General features: G+C 40.5%; 15 protein-coding genes and 2 tRNA genes. All 17 read right to left on the bottom strand.

The window, feature by feature from the left end; all coding sequences use genetic code 11:
• Positions 1-75: 75 nt before the first annotated feature.
• Positions 76-2,559 (bottom strand): stage II sporulation protein E, encoded by a 2,484-nt coding sequence (spoIIE, locus tag ACQKEZ_RS18560; RefSeq protein ID WP_427303360.1) that lies wholly within the window; start codon positions 2,557-2,559, stop codon positions 76-78.
• Positions 2,560-2,765: 206 nt separating this feature from the next.
• Positions 2,766-2,837: transfer RNA gene (locus tag ACQKEZ_RS18565), tRNA-Glu, on the bottom strand.
• A 27-nt stretch (positions 2,838-2,864) separates the two neighbouring features.
• A tRNA-Met gene (locus ACQKEZ_RS18570) sits at positions 2,865-2,938 on the bottom strand.
• A 156-nt stretch (positions 2,939-3,094) separates the two neighbouring features.
• Positions 3,095-3,493 carry a S1 domain-containing RNA-binding protein gene (locus tag ACQKEZ_RS18575; RefSeq protein ID WP_427303362.1) on the bottom strand — a complete coding sequence of 133 codons (399 nt, stop codon included), beginning with the start codon at positions 3,491-3,493 and terminating at the stop codon, positions 3,095-3,097.
• Between the two features lie 82 nt (positions 3,494-3,575).
• Positions 3,576-3,950, bottom strand: coding sequence for an FtsB family cell division protein (locus tag ACQKEZ_RS18580; RefSeq protein WP_427303364.1), 375 nt, complete (start codon positions 3,948-3,950; stop codon positions 3,576-3,578).
• Between the two features lie 18 nt (positions 3,951-3,968).
• Entirely contained in the window at positions 3,969-4,607 is a 639-nt protein-coding gene (gene yabQ, locus ACQKEZ_RS18585) for a spore cortex biosynthesis protein YabQ (RefSeq protein WP_427303366.1), read from the bottom strand.
• Positions 4,604-4,912, bottom strand: a complete 309-nt coding sequence (gene yabP / locus ACQKEZ_RS18590) for a sporulation protein YabP (protein WP_427303368.1) — start codon at positions 4,910-4,912, stop codon at positions 4,604-4,606. The genes yabQ and yabP overlap by 4 nt, the downstream gene beginning before the upstream one ends.
• Before the next feature lie 77 nt (positions 4,913-4,989).
• Complete coding sequence (locus tag ACQKEZ_RS18595; protein ID WP_427303370.1) at positions 4,990-5,250, bottom strand: RNA-binding S4 domain-containing protein; 261 nt, start codon at positions 5,248-5,250, stop codon at positions 4,990-4,992.
• Positions 5,247-6,731, bottom strand: a complete 1,485-nt coding sequence (mazG, locus tag ACQKEZ_RS18600; protein WP_427303372.1) for a nucleoside triphosphate pyrophosphohydrolase — start codon at positions 6,729-6,731, stop codon at positions 5,247-5,249. Before mazG ends, ACQKEZ_RS18595 begins: the two co-directional genes overlap by 4 nt.
• Complete coding sequence (locus ACQKEZ_RS18605; protein WP_427303374.1) at positions 6,721-8,328, bottom strand: putative polysaccharide biosynthesis protein; 1,608 nt, start codon at positions 8,326-8,328, stop codon at positions 6,721-6,723. Before ACQKEZ_RS18605 ends, mazG begins: the two co-directional genes overlap by 11 nt.
• Before the next feature lie 218 nt (positions 8,329-8,546).
• On the bottom strand, positions 8,547-9,083 hold the full coding sequence (gene spoVT / locus ACQKEZ_RS18610) for a stage V sporulation protein T (RefSeq protein ID WP_427303376.1): 537 nt from the start codon (positions 9,081-9,083) through the stop codon (positions 8,547-8,549).
• Positions 9,084-9,222: 139 nt separating this feature from the next.
• Positions 9,223-12,756, bottom strand: a complete 3,534-nt coding sequence (mfd, locus tag ACQKEZ_RS18615) for a transcription-repair coupling factor (RefSeq protein WP_427303378.1) — start codon at positions 12,754-12,756, stop codon at positions 9,223-9,225.
• Between the two features lie 67 nt (positions 12,757-12,823).
• Entirely contained in the window at positions 12,824-13,054 is a 231-nt protein-coding gene (locus tag ACQKEZ_RS18620) for an anti-sigma-F factor Fin family protein (protein ID WP_003217967.1), read from the bottom strand.
• 57 nt (positions 13,055-13,111) lie between these two features.
• Positions 13,112-13,678 carry an aminoacyl-tRNA hydrolase gene (gene pth, locus ACQKEZ_RS18625; RefSeq protein ID WP_427303380.1) on the bottom strand — a complete coding sequence of 189 codons (567 nt, stop codon included), beginning with the start codon at positions 13,676-13,678 and terminating at the stop codon, positions 13,112-13,114.
• 140 nt (positions 13,679-13,818) lie between these two features.
• Positions 13,819-14,445 carry a 50S ribosomal protein L25/general stress protein Ctc gene (locus ACQKEZ_RS18630; protein ID WP_427303382.1) on the bottom strand — a complete coding sequence of 209 codons (627 nt, stop codon included), beginning with the start codon at positions 14,443-14,445 and terminating at the stop codon, positions 13,819-13,821.
• Positions 14,446-14,593: 148 nt separating this feature from the next.
• The gene (locus tag ACQKEZ_RS18635; RefSeq protein WP_427303384.1) at positions 14,594-15,547 is read right to left on the bottom strand and encodes a ribose-phosphate diphosphokinase; all 954 of its coding nucleotides are present in this window, start codon (positions 15,545-15,547) and stop codon (positions 14,594-14,596) included.
• A 23-nt stretch (positions 15,548-15,570) separates the two neighbouring features.
• Positions 15,571-16,941, bottom strand: a complete 1,371-nt coding sequence (glmU, locus tag ACQKEZ_RS18640; protein WP_427303386.1) for a bifunctional UDP-N-acetylglucosamine diphosphorylase/glucosamine-1-phosphate N-acetyltransferase GlmU — start codon at positions 16,939-16,941, stop codon at positions 15,571-15,573.
• Positions 16,942-17,029: the final 88 nt, after the last annotated feature.

Raw genomic sequence — 17,029 nt, forward strand, 5'->3', positions numbered from 1 at the left:
TTCATGCCTCCTGGGATTGTAACTGAATGCTTATATCTCCATCATCGCCAGAAGAAATTCATATTATACGATTTTTTAAGAAATCTCCTGTTTTGTGAGATAGAAAGTACCAGTCGGAATAGAAGCCCATTTCGGCGTATTGTGATCTAAGCGTATCACCACTACTGTCATGTCGTCTTCAATTTGACCTGCTCTTGTCCGAATGACTTCTTCCATCAATAGATCAGCAATTTCTTGCGGGTCATCGGTTTTGAAGCTCTTCATTTTCCGTTTGATCCAAAGGTCATGGTTCTCTATATGTTTTGGTCCTTCAAATATGCCGTCACTCATCATAATGAGGAGATCGCCTGCCTTCATTTGCTCACTTACGACCTCAACATCAAACTCATCAATGATGCCAATCGGCAAATTGCTCGCCTGTACTTTCATCACCTGGTCCCCTCGTTTAATAAAGCTTGGTGTGGAGCCAATCTTCAGAAATTTGCAGCTCGCATCCTGTAAATCAATAATAGATAGATCTAACGTGGAGTAAATTTCATCTGTTGTTCTAAGTGATAGAATACTATTAATTGTTTTAATCGCTACTTTTTCATCAATGCCAGATTCTAAAATTTTTTCTAGCAGTTTGATCGTTTCGTTGCTCTCAAAATGTGCCCTCGTTCCATTTCCCATACCGTCACTGATTGCAGCAGCATATTTCCCCGCTCCGAGCTCCATCATACTGTAACTGTCGCCAGAGACAAGACCTCCTCCTTTTGCTGCATGTGCAACTCCCGTTGAAACTCGATATGACTTGGCAGAGCCAAATACAACATGACAATACCCTCCTTGATGTTCTGCACATTGCTCAGCTTTCACCAAAACTTGCTCTTCTAAAATATCAGACAGCATAGGTGCAATGATTTTTTCGCATTCACCATGTCCATTACAATAAGGAATCCTCATTTCAATATCGACATTTCCTTGTTCTAAGCTATAAATTTCAACCTGTTGTATTTCGATCCCAAAATGCTGAAGTGCTTCAATCATCTGCTCCTCTTGAATAAAATGTTGCTCTCTTTCTCTTTTTATTTCCCGGGAAAAATCCTCCATGACTTGTGAAACGCCCATGAGCTGTTCAGCAACGAGCCGTCTGCTGTCTTGGACTTTCCTCTTGAGTGTTTGATTTGCTTTATAATAAGCGATTTCTTCTTCAATTAATTCCTCTACTTGCTTCGATTTTGAGCAATGTTGACTAAATTTCTTTTTGAGCTTTCTATTTTGATTATAGGTTTTTTCATCTGTTTCATGCATAACTTGCTTCATAAGTTCATAGGTTGTATCAAAGTTCTGCACCCAGCATTTATTTTTCTTATAGCACGTTTGACAGGAACGCTCTGTGATCGTACTTAAAAAAAGGTCTACATCTTCTTCCTGTTTCTTTTCTTCAGGAATTGATTCATAAAATGTTGCAAAACTTTCAGACAGCGCATGAAAAACATTGGAGAACTGGTCTACTTTTTTCGCAGTCACATCCCTCACCTTCCTAGCATACTGTTGTTGTTCTTGGACATGCTCGATTGTACCAGGAATATATTTCGCTACCTTTGATGTCACAGATTGAGGGGTGAGCAAGAAAAGCACCACAGCAATGGCGGATTCATACAGCGTCGTTACAAGGCCTGCTGATCCTTCACCATATAATGAAATGAGTAAAGACCCCACAATCAGTCCAATTGCCGCACCAACTTTTTTCCCTTCTTTTAGTAAACCTCCAAGTAAGCCTGAAAAAGCAAGGAGGCTCATCTGATATAAATGACCGATGTTAGCCAATCCTAAAATTAAGCCCGTCACAACCCCTACTGTACAGCCGATACTGGCACCACCAATGAATGCGAATGTTAGTACAACATACCTTGAAAGTATATGCTCTGCCTGCATCCCTTGAAATGTAAGACCAGCCAATCCAGTGAGTACAGAAGCAATTAGGATCATAAAACAAATAATTTCTTCTACTTTTAATGAGTGCTTGATTTTCCTAACTGTAAAAATAGGAAGACTTTGAAGAAAAATTAAAGTCAAAATAAAGGCAAGTCCTGCTTCGACAGCCGCCATGACATAATCATAGCTTTGTACTGCGCCTTGCTGTGCATAGACAAATCCTCCACGTGTGAGCAGCATAGAGATGACAATGACGATGGGTAATGTTTTCACAGGATCTTTGATGATAAAGGAAATGATTTTTGACATCATGAGGAAAATCAACAACGACGCAAAAACAAACAGTGCATTTTGAGGTGAAATGGTCATAGCTCCTGCCAATAAAGCGAGAGACGCATACATCGCTTTGTCTTTTTTAATGAGTAGCATCGACCCAAAAAAAGGAAGTGCAAACGGCATAATTTCAGATAAGATAAAGGCTCGTCCTAATAAAAAGCCGATGACAACATAAATAAACCCTTTATAAAAAAAGAGAGAATGCGTTTGATGAAGAAATAGATTTTTCATTTTTCTAAGCCACGCACTGATTCTTTCAAAACCCGCTCCTGCTAGATCCGTTCTTCTTTCTAGTTTTTCCATCTTTTCATCCCCCACCAGTTATTCGTTGCTTGTCATTATAGCGAAGGCGATCAAGAAAATTTGTCAAAAGAAGTTGTCGTATGCAAAAAACGTTCGACGCTTTATACGGCGATGATGCAATCTGTCATGCAAGTCGAGTTTTTTCTCCATTATTTTACTAAAAGCACAAAAAAACAGCTTTCAATTAATTGAAAGCTGTTTGAAGATGACCCGTACGGGATTCGAACCCGTGTTACCGCCGTGAAAGGGCGGTGTCTTAACCGCTTGACCAACGGGCCTTGCGAAAATCTTATGGATGAAAAAGATAGCGGCGGAGGGGATCGAACCCCCGACCTCACGGGTATGAACCGTACGCTCTAGCCAGCTGAGCTACACCGCCATAATACCAATCGCGCTAAGAAGCACAAGAACTATAATACAAAGGATTCGCTTGTCCGTCAATAGGTAGTTTAAAATTAAATAATTCAATTGTTAAAAAAAGCATCTGCGGTTAGCAGATGCTTGAGTTTCGTTATTTATAGAAAGCAGCAGCAAGTTAACCTCTTCTTGCTCCGCGCCCCCCACGTTTTGATTCCGTGTTACGTTTTAAAGATGTTAAGCGATCTTCGCTATCTTTTAGAAATTTGTTCATTTTCTGTTCAAACGATTCCTTAGGACGGAAATCATTTCTGCTCGGTCTTGATTGTTGTTGTTGAGGACGATCTTTCGCTTTTTTAATGGATAGGCCAATCTTGCCATCTTTTTCAACGTTAATCACTTTCACTTCAACTTGATCGCCGACTTTTAAATGCTCATTGATATCTTTCACATAGTTATCGGCTACCTCACTGATATGAACGAGACCAGTTGAACCGCCTGGCAACTCCACAAAAGCTCCAAAATTTGTAATTCCTGTAACTTTCCCTTGCAACTTGCTGCCAACTTCGATCGACATAAAAAAAGTGCTCCTCCTTAGACTTAAAAAAAAATCTCATTTGTTCAATTATACATAAACTGAATTTTAAGTGTCAACAAGGCTAATCGCTCTTATTGCCCATATCAAAGATTTTTTCGCCTTTTTTAGACATATAATAGTCCCGTCTAGCCAGTTCGAGCACGTATTCTTTGCTCTTCAACTTTTTAATTTCATCGGAAAGATCTTCCTGCTTTGTTTTTAATTGCTTTAATTCTTTTTCTAACGCAACCTTCTTCTCTTCTTTTTGCTTTAATGCAGAAGATTGTGACCAAAGGGCACTGATAATCACGACCGCAAACAGTAGAACAACTGCGCCGAACACTGTGAGCCTTCTAAGGAGTCCACGCCGTTTGCGTTTTAAGCGCTGTGCCTGTTGCTCCATTTGCTTTTGATAGTCATTTTGAATCTGTGCGATATTTCGTTTTCGATTGTTCAATTTTGAACGCCCCCTCTCTCACTTTGTCCAAAATTGCTTCCACTTCGTTTTGATGGTACGGGATAATTTCTTGATCCTTTGAAAAATTCCTGCTCCTTTCGAAAAAAACAAAACAACTGCTTTTCGCCATTTTTCTGGAATTCGATTCACAATGGTTATTTTGATGAAAAATATGAGTGGATAGCAAACCATATATAAAATTTTCAACAATAGCTGAAAAATGAAACGAAAAAGACGTAATATCGATTGGAGTAAGGCGAGTACGGCGCTCAGTATCAATGTAATCAACCAACGAATCGGCTGTAATACAACAGACATCATGAGTCTTTTGATCACATATATGGTTTTTTGAATACATATCATCGTTATCATTAACAGCTTCATATAAATTCGCTTCATCAGTGCCTGATACATGGAAAAACCTAAAGCGACCGCAAGAAATATATATAGCCTAAATTCACCTTTATTGGTTATCAGCAGGACATAAAAGAATAAGAGACCCTGTACCATCCAAAAGAGTACGTCGTGAACAGCGAGGAGCCATTTAGCCGTTTTCTCTCGTTTCACAAACAGCTTGTACGTATCTAAGGATGCGCCCAGCCAGATGCCCATCGCTGCCATTGAAAGCATCGTATAAAACTGGACTGTTAGTGTCATTTAAACAGCTTGCTAAAAAATCCTTTAGCTTTCTCCCCATGCTGTTCATCCACATAGATTAGGTCAAAGACACGCCCTTTGATTGAAACAATCCCTTTATCTACATCAAGGTTTTTCATTTGCAGATTTTCACCGCGTATAGCTAAAATGCCCATCACTGTTTCAAGAAGAAATTCTTCGTTATCAAAGCTTTCAACCTGTTTAACACCAGTAATATCCAAATGTTTTCTGTTTCGCATCGTGATATTGTGCTCTGCTTCAGATGACAGCTTGCTTCCTTGAGGTTGATTGTAATATTGATTCATCTATTCCATCCCCCATATCTCAATACTTTGCATTGTTACTGCATTGTATGTGACAGGAGGACCATTTAGAACAAGCCCTATTCGCCTGTTTTTTCTTCTTTCACGATTGTGTACATACCCGCCGCTTCTTCTTTTTTCGTTGTATCCTTCAATTCATTTACTTTGACTGTGACAAGCTTCTGGCCAAAGCGAATTTGAAGCTCGTCCCCTTCTTTTACATCAGAACTTGCTTTTGCTTGAAGACCATTAATTGATATTCTCCCTTGATCTGCCACTTCTTTTGCCAACGTACGTCTTTTAATCAACCGAGATACTTTTAGATATTTATCTAATCTCATGCCTGTTCACCTCTTTCTATTCGTTTCGCTTCATTCCATAAATCGTCCATTTCTTCTAACGTCATCTCTTCAAAAGAACGGTTCATGGCTTTTGCCGTTTTTTCAATATGTTGAAAGCGACGCTTAAATTTTGCATTTGCCGAAGATAATGCAGTTTCAGGTTCTAATTGATAAAACCTTCCGATGTTGACGAGTACAAACAACAAGTCGCCAAATTCGTCTTTCAATCCTTTAGGCACTTCTGCCCCATGATTCATTGACAACTCTTCGAGAAACTCTTGTTTTTCTTCCTCGTATTTCTCCCAAATATCTTGTACATCTGTCCAATCAAAACCAACAGTCGCTGCTTTTTTTTGTATTTTATACGCTTTGGTTAAGGCGGGAAGATTTCCTGGAATTGATTGTAGCAAAGACCCTATACGCTCAGGCTTCTCTTGCTTCTTGATGTCTTCCCAGTTGGCAAGAACTTCTGATGTGTTGTTCACTGTTGTATCACCGAATACATGTGGGTGTCGCCTAATCATTTTTTCCGTCACATGCTTGATGACATCATCGATGGAAAAATAACCATCATCCTCACCAATTTGTGCATGAAGTAGAACTTGAAGGAGTACATCTCCTAGCTCTTCAACGATATGATCCGGGTCCTCTTCATCAATTGCCTCAAGCAGTTCGTAGCTTTCTTCAATCAGATACGGTTTTAGAGATTGATGGGTCTGTTTTTGATCCCATGGACATCCACCCGGTTCTCTTAATGTACGAATTACCTCTCTAAAGGTGTCAAATTGTCCATATAAAAGCTCTCCATCTTTAATCGGCGGAACATAAACACTTGTTAAGTTATTGATGGACATATGTCGATCGAGTTCAAATAAAGGGACAGGTGTGATTTGCTCTTGTTTACTGCCCGCAGCTGTCACAATAACTACCTCATAATCATCTGGGAGCTTCTCCATCAAGGTTAATTTGACATTGGAGGCTGTGATTTGATCATATACCTGACAGATTAATATATGCTGCGTTAGCTTCAAATCATCAGGGTGTAGGTCGCCTGCATCAACGAATTGGAGCCCATCAATCGGGTCAATTTGCAGGGAATTAAAGGTCGCATCTAGGAAGCTTTGGCCGCCTACGATGTCTATTTTGATGCCTCTTTCTTCTTGCTTTTGCACAAGCAATTGCACTGTTTTTTCAGCAACGAAGGGATGACCTGGTACCGCATAGATAATGTCATGTTTCTTCGCTTCTGCAAATAGGGTTTCTGTGATCTCTTCATATACCGATTCAAACTGATCATGCTTTTCATAAATCTCATCGAAAAAGATCAGTGAGGACACTTCCTGCATGAGTTCAGCTGTCAAAGGATGGTCCTGCGTCCTCATAAAGACTTGCTTTGCCTGCTTTAGTTGTTTATACACGCCAAGCGTGAGCTGGTCCATGTCGCCTGCCCCAAGACCGACGACTGTAATATTACCTGCCATTTCTTTTCCCTCTCATCTGTTTAAAATATAGAAGTTTTTCACCTAATGGAATGAGTCTCCATTCCTCTTCCGTAAATACATCTAATTTAAGAATACTATATAAAAAGGCCCCGCCACCAATAAAAACTGAAGTGATGCTCTCTAAAACGGAAAAAGGTCGTATTTCATCAAATGGAACGAGCAGAGAAAATAACGCTTGATATCCCAAAAGGATGATTGCCATAAAGGCAGCAGACACAATAATTCTTACAGAGAAAAGATCACGCATGGAGATCCACCCTTTTTTTCTTAAATAGAGTGAGTTTAAACACGCTGCTGTGAAAAAGCCGCAAACAGTTGAAAGTGCCGCCCCGTGAATGCCGAATGATGGCACAAAAAGAAAGGTAAACCCCCATTTCAAGAGCACACCGATTACGACAGCGACTGCTGGATACACAGGATGCCCTAGACCTTGTAGCAATGCTGTTTGAGTAATTGCAAGTGAGGTAAAGGCGATGGAAACACAAAAAATTTGCAATGCACCTGTGCCTAAATCATTCCTAAATAGCATGGTGTTGACTGGGTCCAATATACAAATGAGCCCCACTGCTGCACCTATGCCTAATACAGATGTTGTCTTGATGGAGGTTCTCACCTTTTGCCGAACGACAGTGTAATCTCCTTTTTTGATTTCTGCTGATAAGTAGGGAACAAGCGAGGTACCCATGCTAATGGCAAAAACAGTACCAAGCTGAAGAAACGGCTGTCCCCTGTCATATACACCTTTGGCAGCTTTGGCAGCCGCTTCACTAAGCCCTTGCTCTCGCAACAAAGAATATAAATGAAACGCATCAATCATTTGCATCCATATAATCAAGAGCCCACTGAAACAAATCGTGACTGTATATAAAAGTAAGCTTTTTAAAACGGCTGTCCCGCGAAGCGTAGAAAAGTGGTTTTGTGTCATATTTGTTGCTTGTTTTCGATGAGACATCCAAATCATGATCAGTAAAATCAGTGATGCTCCACTTCCTGCAATGGATGAAAAAACAGCTCCAGCGCCCGTCTCATAAAGAGAGTAGCCTTGACGCACCAAATAAAAGGACAATGCGAGCAATACCCCAACTCTCACTAATTGCTCCACCATTTGCGACACTGCCGTCGGAAGCATAATCCCATCTCCTTGAAAAAGGCCCCTTAGCAAAACGATAAATGGGAGAAGCAAAAAGACAAAAGCACTCATTTGAAGGAGTAAAATCAATTGGTCGTCTGCCATCAGATGTGCGATCCAGCCGGCACCTATGTATAGACAAATAAATAATAGTACACTCAATAGGGTGATATACAAAAAAGACAGCTTCAAAATGGTGCGCCGATTTTCTGAACCATGCTCACTGAGCAGTTTTGAAATAATCACTGGAAATCCAGTTGTTGCAAGCATGACCGCTATTCCAAGAAAGGGGTAAACTTGCTGATATATATAAAAACCTGTATCACCTACGATGTTCTGAAAAGGAACACGATAGACGGCACTTAAGATTTTAGATAATAGACCTGCGACGGTTAAGATGACCGCACCTTGGAAAAATCGTTGTGGTTTACTCATTACATTTTTCATGAATAACTCCTTCATTTCGTTCAGAAGATCACGTATCTTCTTTAAACGCAACCATTATACCATACGAAGTAATGTGCTCATTTCTTTCTATGAGTAAGACGTTGAACCATTTTTTTCGTTTCAGATGATATAAAAAAATGTCGATGAAATCAAAAATTCGATTTCATCGACATTTACATCGTAAAGGGGTTAAGGCTAAATGATAGAAAGTATTAGACCTAATGTTCCATTTGACGGGCTAAGAAGCTAGCGGCTGTTTCTGCTGATTTATGCTCCACTTCTCCCATTGAACGCTCCTTAGAAAATAAGACGACTGCGCCAATTGGATCTCCGTTTGCAACAATAGGTGCAATGGTATATGAGGATACATCATCGTCGATACCATCGACTAATTGAATTTCTTTTTTACTTTCCTCTAACACAGAATTACGTTGCTCCATTGTTCGTTCAATTAATTCACTCACAGATTTATTTAAGTACTCTTTTTTCGAACTTCCGGATACAGCAATATACGTGTCACGATCACAAATCAACACTGAATGACCTAAGCTATCGAATAACGCATCTGCATATTCTTTAGCAAAATCTCCAAGTTCACTGATTGGTGAATATTTCTTTAAAATGACTTCCCCGTCGCGATCGACAAAGATTTCAAGCGGGTCACCTTCCCGGATACGCAAAGTTCTGCGGATCTCCTTTGGAATAACAACTCTTCCTAAATCATCGATACGGCGTACAATTCCAGTTGCTTTCATTAACTGCTGCCTCTCTTTCATTTGATGATGTGGTGGGTGAAAGGTACAAAAGCGACCACTTTATGTAACATTCACCACTCGACTATGCGTTTAGTATCCGTCACATCAATCGTAATATACGCGAGAGGTCAACAAAATTTTATGAAGAGGCGATTGTTTCCTTTTTTACCCCATGTAAACCTCGGAGCATGCCTAGAACCACCTCTAGCCACTCCTCTGTTTTCTTACCTTTTGTCTGTATGGAAATAAGCAACTTGCTGCCTTCCATTCCTAGCCCGATATCACGGCCATATTTGTTGCCTAGATCAAATAATTTCTGTCCGTCGATTTCACTGCTTGCCTTCTCCTCAAGCATCAGCTTCACAAGACCTTTTTCCATTTTGATGTGTTCCACACGTTCTTGTACGGCGTAAACTTTCATCGTGGCAATCGTAAATAAATCGGCGACTTCTTGAGGGTATTCGCCAAAACGGTCAATCATTTCATCCTGCAACTCTTTTCTTTCTTCTATCGAACCGATTGCCCTAAATTGTTTGTACATCTCGATTTTTTGTTTCCCATCAGAAATATACGAATCAGGGATGTAGGCATCGATTTGCAGGTCAATTTCAGGTTCAAATTTATCCTGAACAGCGACATCTCCTCTTCTTTCTTCAATCGCTTCTTTCAACATTTGTGAGTAAAGGTCGAATCCGACTGAATCAATGAAACCGTGCTGCTGTGCACCCAATAAATTCCCTGCTCCGCGAATCGTTAAATCACGCATCGCAATTTTAAATCCTGAACCGAGCTCCGTAAATTCTTTAATGGCTTGTAGTCTCTTTTCAGCCACCTCAGAAAGCACTTTGTCCTTTCTGTATGTGAAGTACGCATAAGCAACTCGATTTGACCGTCCGACACGTCCCCTTAACTGATACAGTTGAGATAGTCCCATTTTATCTGCATCGTGAACAATAAGTGTATTGACGTTCGGTATATCTACACCTGTCTCAATGATGGTTGTGCTCACCAACACATCTGATTCACCTTCAAGGAAGTTGAGCATGACCGATTCCAATTCATTTTCACTCATCTTCCCATGCGCGTAGCTGACCTTTGCATCTGGAACAAGCATGGAGATTTCATCGGCTTTACGTTCAATGTCTTCTACTCGGTTATAAAGGAAGTAGACCTGTCCCCCACGTGCTAACTCACGCTCGATTGATTCTCTCACTAATGCGCCATTGTACTCGACAACATAAGTTTGTACAGGGAATCGGTTTTCTGGTGGTGTTTCAATGACTGACAAATCCCTTACACCAAGCATAGACATATGAAGTGTACGTGGAATCGGAGTCGCTGTTAAGGTCAGAACATCAATGTTTGCCTTCATTTGTTTGATTTTCTCTTTATGTGTCACACCAAAGCGCTGTTCCTCATCAATGATTAATAGCCCTATGTCCTTGTAGACAATATCTTTTGATAAAAGACGATGTGTGCCAATGACCATATCAATAGTGCCATTTTTCAAGCCTTTTAACGTTTCAGTCGTTTCTTTTCTTGTACGGAATCGGCTCAGCTGGGCAATGGTCACAGGGTAGTCTTGGAAGCGATCCATAATTGTATCGAAATGCTGCTGTGCCAAAATGGTCGTTGGGACAAGCAACGCAACCTGCTTTCCATCGGCAATGGCTTTAAAAGCTGCACGGATTGCAACTTCCGTTTTTCCGTATCCAACATCTCCGCATAGCAATCGATCCATCGGACGTTCCCGCTCCATATCCTTCTTGATTTCTTGAATGGAACGTAGCTGATCCTCTGTCTCTTGATATGGGAACGCTGATTCAAACTGTTGTTGCATTTCGTGATCAGGTGAGAATGCATAGCCCTTGCTTGCTTCCCTTTCCGCATAAAGCTTGATTAAATCATCCGCTATATCTTGAACAGAAGATTCGACTTTTTTCTTTACTCGTTTCCAATCACTTCCGCCAAGTTTGTATAGCTTCGGTTCTTTTCCTTCTGAGCCAACATATTTTTGAACCTGATCAATTTGTTCAACAGGTACATATAACTTGTCACTGCCTTGATAATGAATATTTAAATAGTCCTTATGAATACCGCCAATTTCAAGCGTTTCAATCCCAAGGTATTTCCCAATTCCGTGATTGATATGAACAACATGATCACCGACCTGAAGTTCTGAATAACTCTTGATCCGCTCTGCATTTGTCAGCTTTTGTTTACGTGCCTGTTTTTTGACTCGTTTTTTGAAAAGCTCGCCTTCCGTAATGACAGCAATCTTCGATAAAGGCAGCTCAAAACCAGACTGAAGCTCGCCTTGTAAAATATACACTTGGCCATTCACTAGCTCTGTTGTGCTATGAGCAAGAGCCGCTTCAATCTCATAATCATGCAAAACACTCGACAACTTTTCAGTCCGCTCCTTGTCCGCCCCTAAAAAGATCGTCGCATAGTTTTGTTTTTTATATCGTTCAATTTCACTGGCAAGAACATTCATTTGGCCGTGGAAATTTTGCATTTGTTTACTAGATACATTCACAATGTTCTGTGGGTTTGTATGTTGAACATGTCTTAAAAATAAGGAATAGTATAAAATCGACCGCGGTTGTTTGTTCATCAACTCTTGGAATGGATGAGATAGCTTTAAATCATGAAGAATTTTTCCCTCTTCAAGTAGGCTAATCGTCCAATCTGCTTCTTCCTGCTCTAGCTGTTCTTCCATTTCCTTAATTCTGCTGATCTCATCTAAAATAATAATGGCATCTTGCGCTGTATAATCTAGCAAACTAGCAGGTTTTTCATAGAAATAGGACTGGTACTTCGTCATTTCTTGCGTCACAATACCCTCTAGGAGCTTCTCACGGTCAGCGGTTATATGCTGATGAAGCAATTCCTTCTGTTGATCAGAGTTGAATTTCTTCAGGCTTTTAGCAAGCCCCTGATCGATGTGCTCTATGGCTCTTACTTTTTCAGGCCCTCTCACGATAAGCTCTTTGGCAGGCCCGATGTTCACTTCTTGGAGTGTCTCTAGTGATCGTTGTGAATCTGAATGAAATGTACGAATTGAATCAATTTCTGTATCAAATAACTCTATTCGAATCGGGTGTTCTTCCGTTAACGAATAGATATCAATGATTCCACCACGTATACTAAAGTCACCAGGAGCGGCAACCATAGAAGTTCGATCGTACCCAATTTGTACAAGCTGTTTTGAAAACGCATCCAAATCAATTTCTTCGCCTGTTTTCAGATGTATTTGACTCTCCTTCCATCGTTCAACTGGCGGTAGCATTCTTCGAACTGCGGCCGCTGGGGCAACAACAATTGGATTCTCTCCGTTAGATAAGCGGTTGAGCACCTCCAGCCGCTGTGCTCTCAGCTCTGGACTTGCAACAGCAATTTCGGACGCAATCAATTCATTGACTGGATACAGTAGGACTGCTCGATCTGACACTACACTAACCAGGTCATCCGTCACTTTTTGAGCCTGATACAAATTATGTGTCACAATAAACACGGGACGCTGTAATTCTTCTGAAATGGCTGCTGTATATAAAGATCTGACGGAGCCAGATAGTCCTGCCAGTAGCTGTTCTTTTAACCCCTCTTGCAATCCATTCACAATGGACTGATAATCATCACTTTGCTTAATAAATGATTGAATATTTTTCATGTGGCTCCTCCTCCCTGTTTGTTTAAAACAGAAAAACGCTTTGGTCTATGTCTACACCAAAGCTTTTTTATTGAATAAATGTATGATACTGATGGTAATCAGGATTTCTTTCAAGCGCCTCTTGGCAATCCTCACAAATGGTTTGTACATGTAAATCACCATTTTCCCTATAAGAAATCATATCGTTTCTTTCCTCATTTGTTAAGTGATGAAATCCAAGCGCTTCACTTTGAACCGCTGATTCATCTAAACTGCCCACCTTGACACCGCAATGTCGGCAGTAATAGTGCAAAGCCATACGCCATCCTCCTGTTGCAGAGATTTTTATGAACAGTATGTGCTTTGCTTGTCATTCTTATACCTTCTTGTTAAATTCATTCATCACTTCTAAAAATGGCTTTGTTAAAGCAGCTTCGCTGGCGAGAACAGAGGCCCGAATCGCTTCCTCAATATGAGGCTGCTCTTCTTCTGAGAAGCGGCCCAGAACGTAATCAACGACCTTCATTCCGTTTTGCGGTCGACCAATCCCAATACGAATACGGTCAAATTCAGGCGATCCTAAATGTTGTATTAATGACTTAATCCCATTATGTCCGCCTGCACTTCCTTTTGTACGCAGTCTAATACGGCCAGTCGGTAAATCAAGGTCATCATAAATGACTGCTACATTTTCAAGAGGAATATCATAATATTCCAGAAGTGGACGCACGCATTCTCCCGATAAGTTCATATATGTAAGAGGTTTAACAAGTAGAACCTTTTGCCCCGAAACAAAGCCAATTCCGTATTGCCCATTAAATTTTGATTGATTTAATGGGATGTCCCATTTTTTAGAAAGCTCATCAATGGTCATAAATCCCACATTGTGTCTTGTTTGAGCATATTCTCTTCCAGGGTTACCTAATCCAACTAGTGCAATCACGATAGCACCCTCCTTTGTTACACGTGCACACGTCTAAAAGATGAGCCAATTTAGATTGCCTCATTCAAAAAACGTATGAATTCTTTTCATTCTAGCACAAAAGACGCAACCGCGGGAAGGTTACGTCTTTCTTTTACCATTTATTCTCTATTTTCATCTTTTTCTTTAATGACTTCTGGCTCTCCTTGTTCTCCTGCACTTTCAGGCTCAGGAACCTCAGACTGCTGTGGAGGTAGAATCGACGCGACGACTTCTTCTGAATCATTGTTGATTTGATACGATGACTGAACAGCCAAATCCCCAACGGTCAGTACATCATTGACTTCCAAACCGGTAATATCTGCTTCAATGTTTTGCGGGATGTCTGTTGGCTTAGCCGTCACAGAAAGCTCAAACAACGGCTGTTGGAGAACACCTCCGTCTTTCACACCTTTAGATTTACCAATTAATTGGATTGGCACGTCTGCATCAATCTCTTTTTGAAGATCGACCACTTGAAAATCAGCATGTACAAGTTCATTTTTCAAAGGGTCTGTTTGTAATTCCGTCACCATAACGGATTTTGTTTCGCCATTAACGTCCAAAGTAATAATTGTATTTTTCCCTTCATCACGCAATGTTTTCAATAGATCAACACTGTCTAACGAAACAGCTAGGGATTCAGTGTTTTTTCCGTATATGACACCAGGAACATGTCCTGAATGACGAATTTTTTGCAGTGTGGAACGTTTAAATTCTGTTCTTTCAGTTGCTTTTAAAGTTGCCATTATTCAGCACCATCCTATTTCGTTTTTGTCACTACTCTCATACATACCCATAAGCGATACGATTTAAACATGCTAAACCTTATTTTATGACGTGAAAGGACACACAAAAAGCCCCAAGCGTATGCCTGGGGCCCTTACATTGCTGAAATTAGCTGAACAAATAACTTACAGAATCTTCCTCGTGTACACGGATGATGGCTTCTGCAAGCAAAGGCCCTATTGAAAGCGGAATAAACTTTTCAACTTTTTTCTCATCTGTTAAACGAATACTGTTTGTCACAACTAGTTCTTTAATTTTTGAGTTTGTAATACGCTCTACTGCTGGTCCAGACAAGACTGGATGTGTACAGCAAGCATAAACTTCAGACGCTCCATTTTCCATAAGTGCATTTGCAGCAAGTGTAATGGTTCCAGCTGTATCAATGATGTCATCAATTAAAATTGCTGTCTTGCCTTCAATGTTACCGATAATGTTCATTACTTCTGCCACATTCGGTTTTGGACGACGTTTGTCGATAATTGCGATCGGTGCTTTCAGACGATCCGCCATTTTCCGCGCACGTGTCACACCACCATGATCTGGAGAAACGACAACAATATCGTTTAGGTTCTTCTCTTCAAAGTAGTTCGATAAGATTGGCACTGCCATTAAGTTATCAATTGGAATATCAAAAAAGCCTTGGATTTGCGGTGCATGCAAGTCAAGTGCAATCACGCGAGTAGCACCTGCTGTTTCAAGCAAGTTCGCAAAAAGCTTCGCAGTAATTGGCTCACGAGGTTTTGCTTTACGATCTTGACGTGCATAGCCATAGTAAGGAATGACAATGTTAACCGTTTTAGCAGAAGCACGTTTTAAAGCATCCACCATAATTAAAAGTTCCATAATGTGCTCGTTGACAGGAGCACTCGTCGATTGAATGACATAGCAGTCACAACCACGAATACTTTCTTCAATGTTAATTTGGACTTCTCCGTCACTAAAACGCTTAACAGAGCTTTTTCCTAGATCAACTCCGATACGGTCTGCAATTTCTTCAGCAAGTTCAGGGTTTGAATTCAAAGTGAAAATCTTTAAATTCGCATCAGCATAACGATTAGACATGGGTAAACCTCCGGGTATTTGGGTTATTTTTTATGAATATTTTTCACATAATCTTCTTTGTTGACTTGTCTTGCTCTTGCAATAGATAGCGCTTCTGACGGCACATCCTTTGTAACAGTTGAGCCGGCAGCTACATATGCCCCTTTTCCAACAGTGACTGGTGCAACTAAGTTAGAATTACAGCCGATAAATGCCCCATCTTCAATCTTTGTCAAAAACTTATTCTTCCCATCATAGTTCACCGTAATGGAACCACAGCCGAGATTGACATCAGTTCCAACTTCGGCATCGCCAACATAGCTAAGATGAGATGCTTTGCTGCGATCGCCAAACACGGTTTTCTTGATTTCTACAAAGTTACCGATTTTGACTTCATTGCCGATTTTAGAAAGTGGACGTATATGAGCAAATGGACCAATCGCCACATCTGTTCCCACTTCACTATCGCTTACAACAGATTGCTTGATCGTTGTTCGATCTCCAATCACGCTATCGACAATCTCAGAATTCGGTCCAATGGTGGCATCTGCACCGATTCTTACATTCCCTTTGATGACCGTTCCAGGATAAATGGTTGTATCTTCACCGATGATGGCATCTGGTGAGATATACGTGTTCTCAGGATCAATCAAGGTGACACCATTTTTCATATGCTGATGATTCAAGCGACGCTTCATGAATTGCTCTGCTTGTGAAAGAGCGACACGGTCGTTGACTCCAAGTGTTTCTTCGAAATGCTCTGTTTGATAGGCTGCAACAGTTTGCCCTTCATTTTTCAAAATTTCAATGACATCAGGCAGGTAGTATTCACCTTGTGCATTTTCGTTCGAAACCTGTTCGATCACACGAAATAAATCTTCATTATCAAAGCAATAAGTACCTGTATTAATTTCATTGACTTGAAGCTCTGCTTCATTCGCATCCTTATGTTCAACAATTTTGATCACAGCACCCGTTTTATCACGAATGATGCGGCCGTAGCCTGCTGGGTTGTCCGCATGTGCTGTTAAAATAGTTACTTTTGCTTGCTGTTTGTGATGCTCGTTCAGCATGGCTTCCATTGTTTCCGCTGTCAATAAAGGTGTATCTCCACAAATGACAATGGTTGTTCCCTTTTCATGAGAGAGAAACGATTTTGCCTGTTTCACAGCATGTGCTGTACCTAGCTGTTCTTCTTGGAGTGCATACTCACTTTTTTCTCCAAGCTGTTTTTTCACATCTTCTGCTCCATGACCGACAATGGTCACAAGCTTAGATAAAGACAGCTTCAAAGCTTCATCTGCTACATGTTCGACCATTGGTTTCCCGCAAACTGGATGAAGTACTTTGTAAAGCTTTGACTTCATTCTCGTTCCTTTTCCTGCTGCTAGTATCACTGCGAACCGCTTATCCATTTAATGGCCTCCAATATCCCTATTATCCATAGAAAAATATATCCTAAATAAGCATTGATTTCAAGGATACAAAAGGAAGTACAATAAT

The sequence above is a fragment of the Bacillus sp. NPDC077027 genome (genome assembly GCF_050269555.1).
Taxonomy (GTDB): Bacteria; Bacillota; Bacilli; order Bacillales; family Bacillaceae; genus Bacillus.